12 protein-coding genes and 2 pseudogenes are annotated in these 19,863 nt (G+C 63.2%); 2 read left to right on the top strand and 12 right to left on the bottom strand.

Going from position 1 to position 19,863, the window contains the following annotated elements; all coding sequences use genetic code 11:
- Positions 1 to 80: 80 nt before the first annotated feature.
- Positions 81 to 1,163: a hypothetical protein gene (locus QOL16_RS01200; RefSeq protein WP_139266331.1), complete on the bottom strand. Its 1,083-nt coding sequence runs from the start codon at positions 1,161 to 1,163 to the stop codon at positions 81 to 83.
- A 507-nt stretch (positions 1,164 to 1,670) separates the two neighbouring features.
- Between QOL16_RS01200 and QOL16_RS01195 the strand changes: the two are divergent.
- A pseudogene (locus QOL16_RS01195) lies at positions 1,671 to 2,988 on the top strand (ISL3 family transposase).
- 1,496 nt (positions 2,989 to 4,484) lie between these two features.
- Here the strand turns inward: QOL16_RS01195 and QOL16_RS17240 are convergent.
- The 9 genes and pseudogenes from QOL16_RS17240 to QOL16_RS01150 form a co-directional block, all read right to left on the bottom strand.
- A pseudogene (locus QOL16_RS17240) lies at positions 4,485 to 5,084 on the bottom strand (NB-ARC domain-containing protein); the annotation flags it as partial.
- A 1,188-nt stretch (positions 5,085 to 6,272) separates the two neighbouring features.
- Complete coding sequence (locus QOL16_RS01185) at positions 6,273 to 7,892, bottom strand: hypothetical protein (protein ID WP_139266330.1); 1,620 nt, start codon at positions 7,890 to 7,892, stop codon at positions 6,273 to 6,275.
- A gap of 247 nt (positions 7,893 to 8,139) precedes the next feature.
- Positions 8,140 to 9,627, bottom strand: coding sequence for an LA2681 family HEPN domain-containing protein (locus QOL16_RS01180; protein ID WP_071282809.1), 1,488 nt, complete (start codon positions 9,625 to 9,627; stop codon positions 8,140 to 8,142).
- A 223-nt stretch (positions 9,628 to 9,850) separates the two neighbouring features.
- Positions 9,851 to 10,288, bottom strand: coding sequence for a hypothetical protein (locus QOL16_RS01175; protein WP_071282807.1), 438 nt, complete (start codon positions 10,286 to 10,288; stop codon positions 9,851 to 9,853).
- Positions 10,285 to 11,178, bottom strand: coding sequence for a hypothetical protein (locus QOL16_RS01170; RefSeq protein ID WP_071282806.1), 894 nt, complete (start codon positions 11,176 to 11,178; stop codon positions 10,285 to 10,287). The genes QOL16_RS01175 and QOL16_RS01170 overlap by 4 nt, the downstream gene beginning before the upstream one ends.
- On the bottom strand, positions 11,171 to 11,935 hold the full coding sequence (locus QOL16_RS01165; RefSeq protein ID WP_071282804.1) for a hypothetical protein: 765 nt from the start codon (positions 11,933 to 11,935) through the stop codon (positions 11,171 to 11,173). The genes QOL16_RS01170 and QOL16_RS01165 overlap by 8 nt, the downstream gene beginning before the upstream one ends.
- A 50-nt stretch (positions 11,936 to 11,985) precedes the next feature.
- Positions 11,986 to 12,828, bottom strand: coding sequence for a hypothetical protein (locus QOL16_RS01160; protein WP_139266329.1), 843 nt, complete (start codon positions 12,826 to 12,828; stop codon positions 11,986 to 11,988).
- Between the two features lie 511 nt (positions 12,829 to 13,339).
- Positions 13,340 to 15,103 (bottom strand): restriction endonuclease, encoded by a 1,764-nt coding sequence (locus QOL16_RS01155; RefSeq protein ID WP_139266328.1) that lies wholly within the window; start codon positions 15,101 to 15,103, stop codon positions 13,340 to 13,342.
- 638 nt (positions 15,104 to 15,741) lie between these two features.
- A complete protein-coding gene (locus tag QOL16_RS01150) occupies positions 15,742 to 16,941 on the bottom strand; it encodes a hypothetical protein (protein WP_139266327.1) in 1,200 nt (399 codons plus the stop codon).
- 433 nt (positions 16,942 to 17,374) lie between these two features.
- On the opposite strand from QOL16_RS01150, the gene QOL16_RS01145 reads away from it, so the two are divergent.
- Complete coding sequence (locus QOL16_RS01145; protein WP_071282793.1) at positions 17,375 to 17,632, top strand: hypothetical protein; 258 nt, start codon at positions 17,375 to 17,377, stop codon at positions 17,630 to 17,632.
- Between the two features lie 193 nt (positions 17,633 to 17,825).
- On the opposite strand, the gene QOL16_RS01140 is transcribed toward QOL16_RS01145, so the two are convergent.
- Complete coding sequence (locus tag QOL16_RS01140; RefSeq protein ID WP_071282791.1) at positions 17,826 to 18,413, bottom strand: hypothetical protein; 588 nt, start codon at positions 18,411 to 18,413, stop codon at positions 17,826 to 17,828.
- Between the two features lie 53 nt (positions 18,414 to 18,466).
- Positions 18,467 to 19,624, bottom strand: coding sequence for a hypothetical protein (locus QOL16_RS01135; protein ID WP_071282789.1), 1,158 nt, complete (start codon positions 19,622 to 19,624; stop codon positions 18,467 to 18,469).
- Between the last annotated feature and the right edge of the window lie 239 nt (positions 19,625 to 19,863).

Here is a 19,863-nt window from a genome sequence, read left to right as displayed (position 1 = left end):
GGGAGTGCGCAGCGCGCGCAAGCGCGTTCGCCCGGTCCCGGCGGCCTGGGAGGCAAGGGGGCCGGCGGCATGGCGGGGAGCTAGCGCCACGAGCTGCCCGCGAGCGAGCCAGGTCCGCGCCGGTAGTCAGTGCTCGACGTCTTGCTCCCGCCGTCGACACGGCCCGTCCCGCGCTCCGACGCCCGCCGCATGACCTCCGCACGCTGCTCTGGCGTCAGCGGCTCGCGAACGCTGCCCCTCGTGAACCAGAAACGCTTCGCGCCGCGGCGCTTCTGCTCATGCCGGGACACCAGGCTCGGCCGCTGCATCGCGCCCAGCATGGCGATCACAGCCGCTCGCAGGGATCCCCCGGGTGCGTCTGGTGTGGCGAGCCCTACGGCGTCGCCGAACCGTGTGACCAGCTGAGCGAGCAGGTCGTTCGAGCGGACGCGCTCGTCCTTCGCAATCGGTCGGATCACCTCCGACCAAAGGAACCAGCGCCAGCGCTCGCCCGAGACCCGCGTACCAATCGGGTCCTCGCCGGCAAGCCACGCCGGCCACTCCCCCAGCACCGCCATCGCGGCAGCCCGCTCGCTGCTCGCCAACCACGCCTCGTGATCGCGCTCCCGCGCCACCTCGATCTGGTTTCGCGCCGCTTGTCGAGCGGCCTCCTCGGCGGCCCGCCTGGCAGCGGCCGCGGCCTCACGGGCCAGATGCGCGAGAGTGGCGTCCCTGAGCTCGACGAGCTCCCGCGTAAACATTCCGTCCTCGAGGAGCCGCCACTGCGCCAGCGGCACGACGCGAAGCTCGCCCTCCTCCTGCGCCAGGATGGTCGCCCGCACGGGCGACCACGCCCTGCTCGTCGCGTACGCGACCTCCTCCGTGAGCGGATTGATCCACAGCACCGGCGCCCCTGACGCCGCGATCTCCCGCTGGGTGGCGTTGAGGTACATCACCCCATCGCGCCACCGCGACTGCGCGCCGGCGTGACCGAAGAGCCACACGTCGACGATGCCGTTCCGCCGATAGGACTCGTGCCGTTCCCGCCACGCCTCAACGCTGAGCGCGGAGTACTGCACCTCGAGCGCGAACTGCGGCCCATCGGGCAACGTCACAATGACGTCAGCGATCCGCTCGCGGGTCTCGTTCGATGGATGTTCCTCGATCGCGGTGGCTCCGGGCATCGCCCATCGCGCCCACCGCGCCAGGAGCCCCTTCGCAAGCACATGATGCATCCGCTCGGCGCCGTGATCGGGACCTTTGCCAGATGCCGGTACCCGTCCCGTCGGCCCGCCCTGCTCCGGTCGACCGTGGTGAGGTCCGGCATCGGGCATCTTGGCACCGGACACATCAGTCCGCTCTTAGTCGGTGCCCGACGGTCCTCGGCTGCACCCTCGGGAAGAAGCACGAGCCCACGTGCGCCGTCACGCCGCGCGGCGTAGATGAACCGCCGCTCGCCCTCGTGCGCGAAGGCGGCATGGCGCAGCGCGTCTTCCTCGGACATCCCCACTCGCGCATCGTAGATCGCGGCGCCGACGATGTCGCCGGTAGCCGGTTCACGGCTCTTCCCAGTTGAGGGTGTAGTTGGCGGGCATGTGGCGCGGGCGGCAGTCAGCGCGTCGGGGCACGGGTAGAGGTCGAGGCCTTCCGAGGAAGAAAGTTCTCACACAGCCGTCCAGGAAGACCTCGACGTGCTTGATGCTACCTTCGCGACCCCTGACCTGACGACGTTCTTCCATCTCGACGAGCTCGGTCTCGTCGTCGTTGGGCAGAAGCTGGAGCCGGACCGGGCGGTACTCGCCTGCCGGGTCGCCGAAGACCCGACCGGGCTGAATCGGTAGTGCCGGCACTGCGGCTGCGAAGGCCGACCGCGTGACACCGTGACGCGGGAGCTGGCGCACGAGCCGTCGGGTCGGCGCCCGACGACGCTGCTGGTCACGATCCGCCGCTACAAGTGCACCGGCTGCGGCCACGCCTGGCGCCAAGACACCACCCGCGCCGCCGAGCCGCGCGTCAAGCGGTCCCGGACCGCCCTGCGGTGGGCGCTGAACGGGCTGGTTTGCCAGCAACTGAGCGTCGCCCGCCTCGCGGAGGCCCTCGCGGTGTCATGGGACACCGCGAACGCCGCCGTCCTAGCTGAGGGCAAGCGCGTCCTGATCGAGGACCCCGACCGCTTCGACGGCGTCACAGTCATCGGCGTCGACGAGCACGTCTGACGCCACCCGCCGCGGTGACAAGTTCGTCACCGTCGTCATCGACCTCACCCCAGTGCGCGACAAGACAGGTTTGTCGCGCTGCTTGACATGGTCGAGGGCCGCTCCAAGCAGGCGTTCAAGACCTGGCTCTGCGAGCGGCCGAAAGCTTGGCGCGACGGTCTCGAGGTTGTCGCCATGGACGGGTTCACCGGCTTCAAGACCGCCACCACCGAAGAGCCGCCCGACGCCGTGGCAGTGATGGACCCGTTCCACGTCGTCCGCCTGGCCGACGCCCTGGACCGCTGCCGGCGCCGCGTCCAGCAGGACCTACACGGTCACCGGGGCCGCAAAGAGGGTCCGCTCTACCGCGCCCGCCGGACCCTGCACACGGGCGCAGGCCTGCTCACCGACCGCCAACACCAGCGACTGACCGCGCTGTTCGGGGTCGAGGACCACGTCCAGGTGGAGGCAACCTGGGGCATCTACCAGCGCATGATCGGCGCCTACCGTGACCCCGACCAGGCCCAGGGCAAGCAACTCATGACGAAGCTGATCGAGTCGGTCACCACCGGCGTCCCGGCCGCGCTGGTCGAGCTCCGCACGCTCGGGCGGACCCTCAAACAGCGAGCCCAGGACGTCCCTGCCTACTTCGACCGACCCGGCACGAGCAACGGACCCACCGAGGCCATGAACGGCCGCCTCGAACACCTCCGCGGCTCCGCGCTCGGCTTTTCGGAACCTGACCCACTACATCGCCAGAAGCCTGCTCGAGACCGGCGGCTTCAGACCCCGACTACACCCTCGATCGGGATGAGCCCCATTTCGGCGCGCTTGAAGGACAGCCGCATCGGCGGTCGGTGACCCACTCGGCGGGGCGTAGCCGGCGGCGGTCGCCCGCGTTCAGCCCGCGCCCTAGTCGAGAAGACGCACTCGTGCTGCTCGCGGCCCTTTCGCCCCCGAGACGCGGTCAAAGGCAAGTATCGACTCGTCTGCGACCCTATGCCACTGGTTGCGCGACAGGAAATCGTTTCGATGCGCAAAACGCGATTCCTTGATGTCGTTGAGGAATATAAAATCGCTTTCTGGCCTGGGTAGCTTGACGCTAGCAATCCCACGCTCGAGTAGCTGTGGATCGACGATGCGTACACGCTGCTCAAGTTTTGTCTGAAACTCGCCCGCCCGTCGACTGAGGTAATCATCAGACTGCGCGGCATTCACGACGTGGCTGGTCCAATGAGCGGCCGAGAGCAGCCAGTCGACGAGCTCGGTCGAATATTGCTCAACCGGTAGCGCGTAAGCGAAGTCTGTCGCGAGTTCAGCGAGTTCGACAGCCGAGCCAACTCGGCCGTTCCACAGTTCGCGGATGAGGCCATAACTGACAGCACGGAATGCAAGCAAAGCGACATCCTCGAACTGAGCTTTAGTTAGCGCCTTTTCAACAATGCTCCGACAAGTGGTCACGGTATCGGCGTAGTTGGTAAGCTGCAGATGCGCACGGGAAATGCCGAGCAACACATCTGGGGTGGGTTCTGTGCGCGCCGCGCGCCGAAAAAGTTCCAGGGCACGTTCAGCTTGGCCCGACTGATCGAGAATGTAAGTGCCGAAATGATAGCAGACCAGCGCTTCCGACGGGCCGGACTCAACGGCCTCTACCGCCCTTTCGTAGGCGGCCTCAGCCAGTCCATCGTCATGTCGGAGGCTTTGCACGAACCCTTCAATTCGCCAAGATTCGTGGTACGACGGGGAGAACTTTTGCGCCTCGTGACACAAGCTCACTGCATGGTCAAGGCGACCTTGATCGGCAGACTTCAGCGCATCCCGGAGGATCCTCGCGGTTGGCACGTCCTGGGGTCCACGAATGTCGAGCGTTCTCGCCTCATAGCGATTCAACCTCTGCTCGCCAGTCATCCTGCTCCCCAGTTCGCCGAGACGCTCCGCTCTGTCGAGTACTAGACGTCGCATCCCCTGGTCAGTAGGCTTCTTCCGCGCAAGATATGCCGATGCGAAATCGCCTACCGCGTATGCACTCTCCAGTTTGTCGATAGCGCTACGAGTCATCGAAACGAAGTTGGTGGCGAGCAGCTCCAGAAGCGCCGTCTGGATCTGTCGCGCAGAGAACTCATTCAAATACGCAAGTTCCGCTTGCATGCGCGAGCCACGCATGACCTGCATCGATTGCAGCACCTGCCGCGAATCTATTGAGAGCTTGTCGTAGACATTGGACATGCAGTAGTCAAGAAGAGCATCATCATTCGCAACGATCTCCGATGGGCGTTTACCGAATTGAACACCTGCAACAAGCCACTTGATGTAAAGCGGATGTCCCCTCAATTTCCCGACCAGCTTGTCAAGCCCCTCTGCGTCGAGGTTCTTCAGCACCGGTACATTGCGTCCGTGCGCGAGTGCCATCAGAAGTTGTCGAGACTCGCCGTCGGTGAGCGGGTCAAGTTTGACCGGATTCTCCATTTGGAACCCGATACGGGATGTAATAAGAACCTTGCTTCCACGCGGTAGATCTCTTAAAAAGTCCCGCAGGCGCTGATCCATGACGGTTTCCATATTGTCCAGGATAAGCAGCACCTTGAAGGCTTCGAGATAATCTAGGAGTTCCGCCACGGGGTCCGCGGCAGCGCTATTTCCACCCAGCTGCTTTGCGGCCTCTGCAAATAAACCGACAGAGTCGAGAATGGCGCCATTGATGCGCTGAACCTCGTGGGTAGTGAGCGTGCTGGACTTCGCAGTGACCCACACGACCGCGTCAAACTCGTCCGTATGGTTGTCGAGAATATCGTAAGCAACCTTGAGAGCAATGGACGTTTTCCCAATACCTCCGTCGCCCAAGATGGATACTGCTGGCCATGGGCCGAGGACGTGCTTCGTTATTTGCCGCAACGCACTTCCGCGCCCCATGAAGCCCGTCTCGTCGAAGTCGGGCACTGGGAGGTTGTGAAAAGGCTCTTCAACTGGGTCCGTGCGGAGCTGGATCGTTAACCCGAGAACGTATGAGGGGTCCTCCTGCAGGTGTTTCCACGTGTCAGCTGTTGCAACCCATCGGCTGCCGCGCACATTTGCCAGCTTCTGGCAGATGTCGGAAAGTGTCGGCAAATCTTCGATCTCGAGAGGGCGGTTGTGAGCGACTCGATTTCGGATGGCAATGAGGCGCTCCGACTGCTCCTTGAGTAGATCCAGAACCTCTGAACTCACTAGCTGCTGCGCAATAGCCTTGTTCTTGAATAGAATTTGCGAGACGTCAGGAAAATCCAAGTATTGGACAAGGTCCGTGCGAGACGGCGTCCGAGACCCATTATCTCGCGCGAAGCGGCCTTGCGCATTCTCCTCGGCGACCTTCGGCCATGAAGCCGGGGTTCCGTGTTCATCGAGGTGAAGGATCAAGTCGCGCCCGTCAGTCTCCATAGCGGAGACGATCGCGAAGCAGGTGAGACGGGATGCATTGAACGTCGACACGGAACCTCCTGAGTTCTTGCTCAAGCTACCGGGAACACTCGACATGGCAAAGCCTCGTTTCTGGGATAACGTTGCGCACGTCGACGACGCTGACCGTGACGCTGTAGTTCGCCTTAGTGCCACGGGCGCCGACGGTTCGAGCATGTGGCTCTCGCTGAACATCTGCCCGCTGATCCAGTTCTTGCGCAGCGCGAGGCAGGGCTCAGCTCGACTTAGCTAACGACTGGCGTGTAGGTCGAGAGCTCCGGACCGGGCAGCCCGCTTGATCAGCGCAGGACCCGACTTCGACGTGAGGTCAGACATCCTCTGCTGTACTTGCCCGCGAGCGCGCGGCGCCGAGCGATCCCGAGCGAGATCTGCACCACGGACGCACCACGAGCACTCCACGAAAGAAGAAAACCCCCGCGTGAACGGGGGTTTTCTGTGGCGGGCCGTTTGCGTTTCTTTAAAAGCCCAGTTCAGGTGAGGGTAGCCCTGGTGCTGAACCTGGGTTTCCCCCGAGCGGGACGCTGTTTTCCCGTGATCTGTGTTCGTAGCCGAGCGCCTCGTGGGTCGCGGAGATTTTTCAGGATTCGGCAGACGGCCGGGCCGTGCTGGTGTCCGGGTCTCCGTCGCCGAGCGCTGTCGCGTCTGTCAGCGGGAGGCCCAGTCCAAGAGGTGCTGCAGGGAAAAGTCCGCCGCCTTGGCGTCCGGGTCGACCTGTGTGGCGGCAGCTCGGATTGCGCTGACCGGCAGCCAGGTGGGCGCCTCGCGGTATATACGTGTGAAGCCCGTTGTCTGCCAGGTCTGCCGATCCAATTGCTCCGACCATTGAGCGCACGCGATGAGGATTGGACGGACGAGCTCCGGTCGGGCAGCGAGGAGACCCGTGATCCGAGCCGCGACGGTGTCGACGCTCGTGAGCGCGGCGATTTCGTTGAATGTCCTTGGACCGCCGAGGAGTTCATCCGCCCAAGTTCGCGGGTCCTCCCAGTCAGTTCTGCCCAGCAGATCGAGCGCCCGGTTGCGTGCCGCTTCGATCACCTCCGTTGGTGCGTCATTGCGGCGTGCGGTGGCGAACAGCAACGCCACGGCGGCGGCGAGAGGTTCCCTGGTGGCGTCTTCGTCTAGGAGGCGGAGCTGTTCGGAGAGGTCAGCGTTCCTGCTGACTGCGACTGCGAGATCGGCGGTCGCATCCACGTCGACCGCGATGGACGACACCGTGCGAGGAAGTGTCATCGCGTAGGCGGTCGCGGCTGCGAGTCGATTGCGGAGATCCGGGTCGTACGGGCGATTGTCGACGCGGTGGTGAGGGCGTCCTTCCTGCAGCAATGCCCGATGTTCGGCATACGCGTCTGCCTCTTCCGCCTGCGGCTCATCAGGCGGCGGTTCGGGGGCGGTGACTGCCTCACCTCGTGCCCTCTTGAGCAATCCACCGATCGACGTCTCGACGTCGGCGAGCGCCTGATCGAAAGCATCATCGTCGCCAGGGTCGGACCCGCCCTGCCAGACCGCGGCGCCCTGCTGTAAGCCGACCAAGTGCCGTCCAAGGTCGTCGCACCAGGCTTGCAGCTGCGGACGCGCAGCGCGCGCCGCTGCGAGCTCGACACGTGCCCCCTCCACTTTCGGCGTGAGTTCTTCGGCAGCGGCGGCAAGCGTCGCCACAATGCGGCGTTTGATCGGTTCCACTTCGACGGTGGCTGGTTCCACAACCACGTCGTTGCCTTCGTCATCCCATACGGGGAAGCCGGCTTGCGTCCGTTTGCGAAGGTCTTGCCACGACGTAACCGCGGCGTGGGTGACGGTCCGGTTGCGTTGGGCGGTGAGACGGACCGCTTCGACCTGACGCACCAACTCAAGCGTTGACCATACGGGCTCGTCTTCCGACAGCGCGAGCACCTCCTCTGCTTCGTTGTCGGTCAGGGGCCAGCTGTGGATTTGGTCGTATTCGCGTATCTGCGCCGCCTTCCACTCCCGGAGCATCTCTGCAGGGAACCGGTCGGGGAAGTCGTCGATTTCGTAAGAGTGCTGCGTGCACAGCAACAAGAGGTTGTCGAAGTCGCGGTTCTCCTCCGGGGGCATCTCGATCCAGCGAGGTCCGCCGCGACGCCGGGCATGGATGTGGGCGACGCGGCTGTTCAGGACGCGGTCGCCGCTTTCACCATCGACGTTGTACAGGGGCCGCCGGCAGTCGGGATGTGCGCACCGGTATGCCGCGCCGTACAGGCTGCGGATCGTCGATGCCGTCACGGGTGGGTACTCGTCGGAGGCCATGCACCAATTGTGGTTGTCGCCGGTACCGACCGCACCGCTTCTTCCGCGTCGTGAGACGCAGAACGCGCACCGTCGGTCGATCCGCCTGAGTTCTGATGATGGACATCCACAGCTTGAAGGCTGGGACCCCGGCTACTCGCCACTGCCCAAGCACGTGCACGTACAGCAGTTACGGGGATGTCCGTGGCAAGGAAAGGGCAGAACCGTCGACGCTTCAAACGCGCTTATCGTGCCCCTACGTTTACGCCTACTGCTGAGTGAACACCGGAAGCGGGACGTGTCCTTCGTCTGGGCCGTCCCCCTCGCCGTCGGCGATGAGGTCGAGGAGGTAGAGGAAGGCAGCTCGAGCGACGCCGAGGGAAGCGTGCGACGCGTCGATGAGCTCACTCGCTTCGACAAGGACATGCGTGTCGGTCGCTTCCTGTTCGGATTTGTCCCAGGTCAGGTTGACGAGGCGGTGGGTGCCGGCGTGCCGCAACGCTTGCGCAGCGGCGTACATGCCGTCTGGTCCCGCGTCGTGGGCGAGTTCAGCAAGACCGAGAGCCGCGAGCGGCCCGGTTTCGCCCGGCACCGGGAGCGAGCTGCGCAGCGCGGGCGGGTTGCCGGTCGTCCAAAACGAGCGGAATGTGATTTTCCCTGGCTCGTCCCCGACGGAGAAGTGCTCGTTGACGGCGACGGCGACCTTGTCGAGCAGGTCCAGGGTCGCGCGTTGCGCGAGAACGAGTGCCGAGGACGCTTCGCCGTACACGGACATGTCCAGAGTGTCGACGTAGATCCCTGGGTCGTCGGCGGCTTGCCCGAACGGCGTGCGGCGGAGCCTCGTCTCCCCGGTGAACGCAAGACGACGAGCGACTAGGTACTCGGCCTTCAGCACGTTGACCGATGCAAACACTGGCGGCATCTCAACGCTGACGGTTTGAAGTGAATCGATGCTTGCCGAATCCCATTGGATGTCGTCGGAGCCGAGACCTTCGATAGCTGTCGCCAACGCGAACCGATGCTCCGCAATCCACTGCTGGTACTCATCTGTCAGGTCTCCGCGATGTTCGCGGTGTCCTTCGCCACCGAATCGGGGCGCGGCGTCCCAGCGTTGCGCAACTTCCTCCCCAGCAAGCTCAACCGTCCGTTCACGGTGCGCGACAGCATGTTCAGCGAGTTCGTCATGAACCACGGCGTAGTGGCCGGTTGCTCCACGGCCCGCGAAGATCCGGCGCCGAAGCAGCTCAGCAGCGTTCCCGGATGCGTTCCCGTTCGTCGGGTCTGCTCGCAACGCATCTCGGTAAGTCTGGTACGCCTCAACCCATCGACCGGAGTCGTCGAGCAGGTTCGCGAGGTTACACAACGCCTGTCCGCGGAGGAACCCGGCTACGCTGCGGTCGTAGCCGACCTCGGCGAAGAGCAGTCGAGCGTCGCGGAGCTGGTCGCGGTCGACAAGGCGAGCATTCAGCCTCGCTCGGCGAGTGCTGGTGTCGAACTGCAGCTGGTGCCGGGTACTTCGCCCGTTCCCGGCGTTGTACTCCAAGTTTCGACGGAGGTTGTGCTGAATCTGGAGCGACCGACCCCAGTCCGCGATGTCGATTCCAAGGTTCGCCGCGCGACGTTCGCCCCTCATGCCGGCGAAATTCACCACCGCCGACGAAGCACTGAAAGCCGCAGTGGCGTATTCGTCAGCGGCCGACGGGTCTGCGGTATGCAACTCCTGCAGCTGGTTGAACAATTGCTTCGCCGCGCTCACGCAAGCAGAATGTCCGTTCGCACTTGCGGACAGGATCGTCTGTACCTGATCCATCAGCCGGCGCCGCACGTGCAACTCTCCTCATCGAACCGACGATTTGACCGCCGGCCAAGGATGAACAAGTATCGACACTCCCCGTAGGGAAGCCCGGTGGCCAAGGAGCCGGCGAGTTCATGCAGGATTTCGGTCGCGTCGCAACTCTTCAGGTCGGGTCGCCGCCGTGCTACTCCACCCAGCGGGTGAACCGGGCGCTCGAGTAGGCGAAGACCACGAACGCTTGATCGCCGGTGAGGTATCCGATCTCGATGTCGAGGTCTTCGCTCTGAGACGCAGTGTCGGGTCGCAGTGGTTCCGGGAGATACCGGACGACAATTCCCGGCGCGCCATCGGCTGGATACTCCCGGTTTTTCAGCATGGGCTTCCACTGCACGAGTTCGCCCGGTTCGAAACGCTCATCCTCGCTGCTGTATGCCGCGAAAGCGTTCCGGAGATCCGCCGGATATTGCTCATCCGAAATAGCATCGGCGTACCACTGGCGGCGTTGCTCGGGTTCGTTAAGGCGTTCGAGGAGCTGCAGCATCCCGGTGATGCCGAGCCCTAAACCCTCCGGAAGCTCCGGCAACTCGTCAGACCGTTCGGGCGTCGAATCCGGAGTGCTCATACGCCTCCCTCGCGATCAGCGTTCGCGACATACCCGAGGCGCGCAACGTCCGGATAGGTGAAGCCAGTCAGCTTCGGGATGTGAATCGCGCTGGCGCGCCCGAGATTGCTGGGCACGCTGATCGTGTAATCCGTTCCGACAGCAATGAGCGAACTCAGGAGACCCAGCAGATTCTTTTGCCCGCTGACGGGCACGGGCGTCGCCCCTCGAAGCTGCGACAGCCTCGAGGCCGACAACGCAATCACACGTTGCTCAACACTTTGAAGGAACACGTCATTTGTTGGCGCAAACTTCGCGCGAGTAGCACGCCTTGCTACAGAGTGCAGACGCTGCTCGTCGTACCGTTCCCGGTAGTACAACGCTCGCGTCATAAGATGCTCATAGTCGTTGTGCTGAACGAGGGCGCGGAAAATCGCAAAGTATGCGTCTGCGTCGCCGTGCGAGAGCTCTTGCTTGTCGAAAAGAGCTGCTTTGAGCAGCGCAGTAACGTCTGTGATCGGTTCGCTTATCAACTCGTTCAATTGCGCACGCGAGCCGGTGGTCCAGGCGAAACCCATCCGCTCAGTTCGGTTCCACCGGCCAACCTCTCGTTGAAACTGCGTGAGGCTGCTCGTCGCTGCGCGACTGATTCTGCGCAGTTCCGCGATGACCGTGCGGCCAACAAGCCACACGATCTCACCCGGGTGGATCAGCACTTGTTCCGCTGGTGGAATTTGTACGGCGAATCGGAGGTCGTCGTGTCCAATCTGTCGGAGCGACTCTTCTGTCCACGATGGCGCTTCGGCGATGAAGAACTCGTCCCCCCGCTGCACGATCGGATCAGCGGTCACGAGTTGGGCTTGGTTACCGTTGAGGTCCGTGTCGAACCCGACGATGCGGTACTCACTCATCGTTCGTCCTTCCCAGATCTTCCATCATAGAGACGTACGGGCTGTCGACCTCTACGCTCACAGCGTTCACGAACTCCTCATGCGGCGGAATCTCGCTCGGTCCGAGCGGCGGTTTGTCTTCAAACCAGTCCCAGTACCCTTCTAGCGCACCGTGCTTGAGGTACACCCTGCGGACGGTGAGTGGCATCGGAGCGTAGTCCTGCGCGAGGATCCGCCCCTCCCATGTCCACCCTCGGTCGTCGGTGTCGTCCGTGAGCACGATGGCTGCCACTGGGGACTCCCGTGGTCGGCTATGCCGCTTGTCAAGCCGGTAGTCTCCTGGCGGGTATGCGCCGCTGATCCACTCATTGAGTGCCGCTTGATGCGTCTCCGCCGGAACGTTCGCACCGTTGACCACATCTGCGGGCGTTGGAGAACCGGGCCGGAGGTGGATGTGCTCTTGAGCGAGCCCGCCGGTATCAAACGGCGTGGTGATCGCACCGTGCGCGCCGCTGGAGATGATGGGGTCGAACATGGCGATGGTCTTACCGAATGCTGGCGAGTTACGCCCGACGCCGTAGTAGACGCTTCGAGGAAGCCCAAGCAACGCTTCGGAGTCGAGCGTCGTACCGCTGCTGATATACAGGCTGAACAGTCCCGTCAGCCGGCAAAACAGCAGCTTTTGCCACTCCATGGAGGTCTTCGTCCCGGGCGGAAGGTCGCGGGAACCTTGGATCCACGGCCGCACGAGCGGTGAGGACTGCTCAGTGGGTGACATCAGGCCGAGCGTATCGGTCGGACGAGGGAGACGGTCGTCCCCACTTCAGGTCACCAGGACCAGCTTGTGTTCTGTGCTGGCGGTGGCGAGGGCGCCGGCTCGAACTCGGAGACGATATACGCAAGTGCGCTGCCCATGAGGTTCACGACGAGCGCCGCTTCCGCATGGCTGATCCGCACAGTCTCATGCTGCCCGTGTCGGGCTCCGGGGAGGGTGCTCGCGTAGCCGTAGAGACTCTTCAAACCACTCCGCAACGCCTTCTCGTGAGGGGCATTACGGTCGCGGAACAGCACGTCCAGCGCACCCCCGAACGACGCCGACGGGGCTTGGGCGAGTATCTTCGCCGCAGCTTCGAGAGCGTTCACCGATTCCCGGACCGCGCCAGGACGGTCCGCTGGTCGCGCATGAAGGGCCTGCAGCGCCCGCCCGTACTGATCCCCCGCCGGGGTGAGAGCACCACCACTGAGCAGGCCGAGCGTTTCGGATGCGAGCTTGTCGATGTTGAGCTCGGCAACGGCAGGGTCGTACGCCTCGAACTCGCCACCTATGAACGTGTAAGCCAAACCTTCACGGCTGAGCAGTTCCTCGAGGCGTCGACCGTACTGTTCTGCATCGTGATGACCGGCGGGCGTCAGCGCCTCCAGCAGATCGAACACCTGGACCCAGGTGGCTGATCGAACTTCTTCTCGAAGGGAGTCCTCGATATAGGAGGCCGTCCAGTCGTCGCGAGGCTCCACACCCAACGCGTCACACACCCAGCGATAACCGCCCTTCAGCCCGTGGCGCTCCTTCGCCGTGTCGCGGAGGAACGTCCGAAGGGAAGGCGGGGCGACCTCTACGCGGGTGCGGTCCGGCGGGGTCGCACCCGCGTTGTGCAGGTCCCGAATACTCACGCGGTTGAGCGTAGCTGGCCGTGCGCGGAACCTGAGTGCTGCGGACGGTCGCAGGCATGCTCATCGAGCGTGGTTGCGCTGGAACACTCCTCTGATCGCGCATTGGGGCGGTTGGAATGGGCGGGCGGAACGGGCGGCCGCTCCGACGATTCCAGACCTAGTCTCCGGCTGACACCGCTACATGTCCGCTTCCCCGGCCGCAGCCCACCACGCGAGCGACCCGATGCCGGCGTCGGGCCGGCGCCGAGACAAAGACACTGGCTTTCGCGTGGCGATCATCGCAGCCCCCTTGCGGCAGCGAAAGAAGCGGCGTAGTCACGCACGATCACCGTGAGAAGGAACGTCATCACGCGATCAGTCCTACCGGTGCTGACTCACCGCAGCAGCGGAAATCCCCTCGTTTCTGGCACAAGAGCACCGGATCCGTCGGCGCAGACATGACCCGCGGATACTGCTCCGGTTGCGACCTCTGACAAGCTGGAGTCCCTGCCTGCGAGCGAATGGTAGGCGTCTAGACGCTCCGGAAGAACATTCGCCCAGCATGCGCGATGTCGCTTGGAAGCGCGGTGATCACTTGGTGCAGCATGTTGTCGGCGCCGGGGTGTAGCAGGATTTGGCCGTCGGCGAGGAGGTCTCCGCTGACGGCGAGGCCATGCTGCCGCACCCATCCGAACTCCCAGGTGCGTTGTGCGATTCGCACGGCTAGCGGTGAAGTGACGGCGAATTCGGCTGGGAAAGATGGTGCGGCAGCAGTTGGGGTGAAACGAAACGGTTCCCACGTTGCTGCACGGTACCGCTTGGTCATCAGTTCCGACGCTCGCACCCATGCGTCGATTTCCGGGAATGTGAGCTGCTCACGCGGTGGGACGCGCAGCGGGTATGGGATGAATCGTTGCAGCGTGCGGAGAGCGCGCACGACTTGAATCGTCTTCTGTAGCGCCGTCAGCCGTTCGTCGTTTGGGTGTTCCGCGTCAGGTTCGGCCCTCATGTCGAGCATCACTGGGCCATCAGGCACAGTCAGGACGACTGTGCCCGCGCTCAAGGAAACGCGCAGCAGCGCGAGCGCAGCATCAGCGTCAACTGGCGTCATCCCCTCAATGGAGAAGGGTTCGACTGCTACGCCGTGGCGTGTTTTGTCGGCGTTGCCGTACGCCGAGAAACGGGCGGTGCCGCCCACGGTGCCGGTCCAACTCCACCCTTGCCCTGCCGGCCCGAACACTCTCGAACTCATCTCTGCTCTCGCTTCGAGGGGCTCTTCTCCTGCAACTGTGACTGTGAGTTCATGCACTCCGCTGTGCTCGCCCTCGTAGTCGGGGAGCGAGGAGATCGTGGTCGGTCCTGTCGGACCTAGACCTGAGATCGTTCCCGTGACCTTCGCGGGCATGTTGGCCAGGGGCAACCCGAACTCCTCATAGTCCCGGAGCGCTTGTCGTTGGTCGCCGGTCACAGGCTCGGGGACGACGTCGAGCTGTAGCGGGCTGTCTTCCACCGCGAGGTCGTACCGCCGATACACCTCCGTGATGACTTCTACGTTGTCGCGGACGGCTGATGCTCGCCAGACGAGGTCGACGGGTACCTGTTCGAACTTGCGCTCAGGGTAATGACGCTCGGCTCGCACCGAGTATTCGTACCGGAAGTGCGGATCTCGTGCGTTGACTGTTCGGAAGAGTCCGGCAAGACCTTCTTCGACGTCGCCCTGCTCGAGGAACGAGTCAGTACCGTCGCTGAGCAGGCGTGCCGCCTTCAACGCCCGCAGGGCGTACTCCTCGGCTTCCAACCGTCCGCCGTTGAGGTAGTAGTCCACAACTTCGGGGTACTTCGTCGTCCAGGCATCTAGATTGCTTCGACCTAACCACCGTGCTGTGACGCCGCTTCCTGCGGTGAGGTCTTCCAGCCAGTTTTCGTCTCCGTCGGTCGCATCGCGGGGTCGGACCACCCACCAGTTGCGGAGGGTCACGTTGCGTGCTTCCACGTGGTCCCGCAGGCGAGACCACGACTTGGTGATCGACCGCTTGTGGTCGCTGTTCAGCGCTTCGGTGTAGCGCTTCACCTGGTAGACGGTCAAGGTTGCGTCATCGTTCCGGACAAGCACGTCGATGCCATGATCGCCCTGCGCTGGCAGGCGTCGGATAGCATGCGGGTTATCTCGCATCAGGAACAGCGCGGCGACTGCCTCGACGTCATCGCCGTCGTATCGTTCCCATGGGACTCGTCCTGGCATCCTCTCATTCTGCTGCTTCTGTTCGGGTCCTGGTGGCAATGACTCAACCAGCACCGTCAAAGCGCAGCACGACAACGCCGTTTGAGGGCCCTCCCACGGGGGGATGCGAGGGCGTCGCCCCGGACGAGAAGGACCGATCGCCGTGTCGGCGGTCACACTGCAACCTCAGCAGCTCACTGGCTGCTTCACGCTTCGGATCCGCAGTGCGAGCAGTACCCCGTCGTCTCCGGCCATGACGGCCCGCAGCGCGCTACCGGAGCCCGCTGGTTGCTTATCACTGAGAAATACTCTACGCTGACGATGCTTCTCCCTTTCTGAGGTGATTCAAACGCCTGGCGTCGCCGGGCAATTCGGCTCACCCAAGAAGGAAGGAGGTGAACTATGTCTCAGCCAAAGTTTTCGAAACTTAGCGGACCACAGCGCTTGATGCTTGTCTTAAGCGCAGCCAATTTGATAGTTGGGCTGGTTCGATTAGCGCTAGTACTATTCACCTGATGAGGCATCCGGCCGCAAGACCGGATGCCTCATCGGCATACCTTGCCCCACCGAGCATTGTCATGGTAACAAGCGTGGTATTTGATCACCAGTCGGCTGAAGGCAGAGAGTCAAATTGACGGCGTGCGCACTGCTCTGGCACGTCGAAGGCGTAGCCACAACCGCCCTCGCGACGCGCGCGGCTGCGATAAGCGCGACTACCGCGCAGCTGTGGCCGCAGAGGAAACCCGCACGCCTGCTCGATAGGTGGAATCCTGCGCCATACGAGATGCTCGCATCTGCTTCGACGTCGTTCTAAGTGCACGCGGCGGTCTCTGGTTCCTCGTGCGGCGTGTGCGGAGTGCAGCCCAGTCCCGGCGGGCGTCATGTGCTGCTTTCGCGAAGGCTTGCATCTGAACACAGCGGGCGCTCCAGACGATGGACCAGCGGGACCGCGCCGGCACCGCCAGCAGCACCAGCGGTCCCCATCCAGCCAAGACCAGCGCGCCGCGAACCGGCCAGACAAGCGGACCGTCCTCTTGGAGCACCGCGAATAGCACCGGAACTACCGACGAGGGCAGCAGCATGATGACAGCGCCTCCGAGCAGACGGCGCTTGTTCGTTTTGGTTGACGCGGCGGAGCGTGTCGCGAGGAGTGCGCCCGCAACAACGACCGCCACGGCAGCCACGACGGCGAACCGCCCGTAGGTGGTGAGCGCGTCGAGTGACGTTGCAAGCTGCTGGAACGTCGCTCCCGAAGCACACGCCAACATCACAGTCACGAGCAGCATCGTCAGCACGGCAGCGACGGTCGGCATCAGGACCAGCCACCATCCCGCGCCCCGGATGGTCCTGCCAACAGCCGGTCGGTACCGTCGTACTAAGCGGCTCCACGCACGCATGTCAGCTCGGGCGCTCGCCCGGAGCCGACGCCGAGTCGCGAGCGCATCGTTACCCAACCAGCACGCCAACGCACTGATGAACAGCGTCGCAACCACCAACAGCCACAGGCGGTTCGCCGTGGCCTGATGTCCGATCGAACCGACGACGGAGAGCAGCAATGCACTCAGTACAACACCGGTGACGACGATGGAGATCAGCGCGATGATTCGGCGCTCCACGGAATGTCGTTTCGGACTGCTTGATCGGCTGACGAAGAACACCGCCGCGACGAGGGACAGCACAACGGGCCATGCGATCGCGATCAGGGCGCTGCTGTCGACAGCGACTTGTCGCCCAAGGTTTTGCAGCCGTTCAAAGGCATACGTGAATGCCCCCTCGGTCACTCCGACAGTCATCATCACCCAGTAGACCGTGATGTAAGTGACTGCAGCGCCGACAAACGCTATAGACAACGGCACGGACAGATAGGTTTTCAGACGGCGACTCTTCGGCCGACGCGCTCGCCAGGAGGACATGCCGAGAGTGTACGAAGTACCGCGGACACCTCAGGCGGGAGGACCGCGCACAAGCGTTCGCGCAGCCCTAGGAGGTCAGCACCCAGCTCGTGGGTCATTGACGGGCACACGGCCGCACAGATCTCATCGAGGACCCAGACGTCGACAAGAAGCTGCTCGCGCCACAGATGATCCGCGCCATCAGCCTCGGTGCCCGAACAAGCGCATCGGAGCCCGCGCAATCCACCTGTTCGACTCGCTGCCCGCGCGAGGACACGAACTCACCTCGTTGTCGTTCGACCGGGTACTCGCAGCTCACTGACGCTGTCCACGAAGCGCTCCCCCCGCAACTATCTCCCCGAAGTCGGCGGAACAGTCGAAACAGAACACCTGAGGTCGCGGTCGGAACGGTCCCGCAGCCACCGGCTGTGAAACGCTCGGAGGGTTCGTAGAGATGACCGAGGATAAGCTCACGCGGAAGGTATTGAACATCATGCGGAAGGTATTGAACAGCATGCGGAAGCGACTTGCAGGCGAATGGTCCGGGTGGGACGGCGAAACGCTCGTCACGCTCTTCGATGGCTCTCGCTGGCAGCAGGACGAATACTACTACGAGTACCGGTACTCGTTCATGCCGTGGGCCACGATCGAACACGGGAAGATGCTGGTGGACGGCATGAACCGAGCGGTCCGAGTGCGGCGCATCGACTGACCACTTCGTCGCATCGGCCCGCTGCTACTTACGCACCAAATCCGGATTCCGTGGTACGACGGACCAGGTAATGCTGCTGTCAGCAGGTGCTTCCATCCGGTGTGACAGGCGGCTGTCGGCACGACGACGGGACGTGGGTCGCACCGGTGACTGGACTCCGCTGGGGCGAGAGATATGTCGCGCCCCATGTGTTTCAGACGCCTTCGCCGTTCGTCGCGGCGTCGACGATGACTTCGAGGAGTTGGTAAACGTCGTCCAGTGCTTCTGCGAGGCCGTAGAAGTCTACGGTTCGCGCTGGGAACTTGAAGAACGCCCGCATATCTGAAACCAGTGCCCCGTCGCCCATCGCTGCCAAAAGTTGCAGGACGCGCGCAATGGATTCGGGGAGCTCTTCAAGCTTCAGCGCACTGCTGTGTTCACCGAGCTCGTGCACCAGCTTGGTTAGCTTGTGACCAACCTTCTGAGGATTCTTGAGGCGGGCATTGACGGCTTCCCGCTTGAGGTCGGCGTCGCCCTCTCCGTCCCGACGTCGAATTGTCGCCAGGTCCCGGATATTTGCCTTCAGCTCAAGTTCGATCGCTTGTCGCCAGAGGAAGAGGAACGGAAGCAGCATGACGTCGTCCCACGGCTGGTTCGTGAAGCTGGCGCGCAGCCGTCGAGCCGCGTCCGCGTAGCCGACTGCGACGAGACGTTCATTCATGAGGAACTCGTTGTACTGAATAAGACCCGAGCGAGCTGTTGCGGGATGTTCGGTGAATAGCGTCTCGTCAGACTCTGTCATGCGTCGTTCTGCTCCTCGATTTGACATGTGTTCTTGCGATCGAAGGCTGCTTGCTAGTTTTTGCGCTGAGGTCGAACGCAGTGGGCGCTAGCGAGTGTTGCCGCGTCGTGGTGCGGGACGTTGGCCGTTACCCGTTGCGCCTTTCGTTCCTTTGGCTGGTGACGGCACCTGTTGCAGGCGCGCCGCTCGTGTGGCGCGGCGAGGAACGCGCCGTTCACCTGTTGACCCGCCTGTCCGCCCGCGGCGACAAGAATGAGTTCCGCGGTCGCTCCCCACATTGCGGTCCATGCGTCCGTGTGGTCGGCGTTGGCCGATCCGTGGTGCGGTGCTGTGGCTAGGGCTACACGCTCGATCGGGAGGTGGAGTCGGCTCTCGGCCGTCCATTCGCCTGACGAGTCGCTCCACACCATTGCCTTATTCGAACCGACGCACCAGCATGTCCAGAGGAGACTTGTGAGGGCTCGACGGTTCTGGATTGTCAGCGTATAGAGCATGGCCAGGTGTTGCACAGTCGCCGGCGTTGTCAACGATTTCGGCTCGACTTCGCGCCCGTTTGGGATCGTGATGAGACCAGCAGATCCTTCTGAGCGCCATGGCTGCGGTTCGGGGTTGCGCATGGCGTGTTCTATCGAGAACAGCTTCACGGTCGTCGGCGACTGGTGCGCTTCTTGGACGATCTGCAGGATCTTCCTCACGCTGTCGACCGCTCGTTTTGCGACCGCTTCCCTCGTGCCGATGCCTTCGAACTTCTTTGTTCGCGGGGCGAGAAGCGCCTCGACCTGCTCTTCGAGCTCCTTCGATTCGTTCAACGCGGTCACGCGTTCGTAGGCGGTGTTCCAGTCGATGGTGTCAAGAACAGATTCGCTTCGAACGTTTCCGCCGTCGTCGTCGCCTTGCGTGGCGACCATCGTCCAGTTGTCGAGCCCGAGCTCCTCAATCACAGTCTCGGACGTGACGCGTTGCCGCCGCGTGGTGGCGACCATTCGGGCTGGTGTTGCTGCCGCAATCGCGAGGGCTGCCCACTCGTACGGAAGCCAGATTTGCTCCGGCCAGTGCTGCTGACGGTCCGCTTCCGCCGCGAACCCGCTCCAACCGCCGATGTGGTCGTCGTCGTCGTGCGTCAGCAGCAGGATCTGTGGGTGCTGCGCTGCAACGTGTTCACCGGTAACCGCACCCGCGCCAAGGTCGATCGCGGCAACAGTTCCGTCCACGCTCCAAAGAATTGCTTCCCCTGGCCACTTCCCTCCTTCGGCTAGGGCAATGAACTCTGCGCCAGGAATGTTCATACGGGTACCGTCCTTCCATCATGCTCCCCCACAGGGGCTCGCTCGTGAGTCAAACGGAGTGCTTGCGCGCAGCCTAATGATCGCATCGGCTGGCGCCATTTCAGTACAGGTAAAGGTAGGCCTTCATCACAGCGTTCCCCTTGAAGGGTGCGGAATTCGTGTCG

Origin of the sequence: Curtobacterium sp. MCBA15_004 (assembly GCF_001865055.2) — a bacterium.
In the GTDB taxonomy this organism is placed as follows: Bacteria; Actinomycetota; Actinomycetes; order Actinomycetales; family Microbacteriaceae; genus Curtobacterium.
The sequence above is the reverse complement of the archived record's forward strand: the minus strand, read 5'-3'. Positions and strand labels throughout refer to the sequence as shown.

Bases quoted from the DNA above. Each gene is read 5' to 3' on its own strand.
- QOL16_RS01185 (WP_139266330.1), bottom strand. From the start codon at position 7,892: ATGGCCTCCGACGAGTACCCACCCGTGACGGCATCGACGATCCGCAGC.
- QOL16_RS01170 (WP_071282806.1), bottom strand. From the start codon at position 11,178: ATGAGTGAGTACCGCATCGTCGGGTTCGACACGGACCTCAACGGTAAC.
- QOL16_RS01165 (WP_071282804.1), bottom strand. From the start codon at position 11,935: ATGTCACCCACTGAGCAGTCCTCACCGCTCGTGCGGCCGTGGATCCAA.
- QOL16_RS01175 (WP_071282807.1), bottom strand. From the start codon at position 10,288: ATGAGCACTCCGGATTCGACGCCCGAACGGTCTGACGAGTTGCCGGAG.
- QOL16_RS01145 (WP_071282793.1), top strand. From the start codon at position 17,375: ATGACCGAGGATAAGCTCACGCGGAAGGTATTGAACATCATGCGGAAG.
- QOL16_RS01140 (WP_071282791.1), bottom strand. From the start codon at position 18,413: ATGACAGAGTCTGACGAGACGCTATTCACCGAACATCCCGCAACAGCT.
- QOL16_RS01200 (WP_139266331.1), bottom strand. From the start codon at position 1,163: ATGCCCGGAGCCACCGCGATCGAGGAACATCCATCGAACGAGACCCGC.
- QOL16_RS01150 (WP_139266327.1), bottom strand. From the start codon at position 16,941: ATGTCCTCCTGGCGAGCGCGTCGGCCGAAGAGTCGCCGTCTGAAAACC.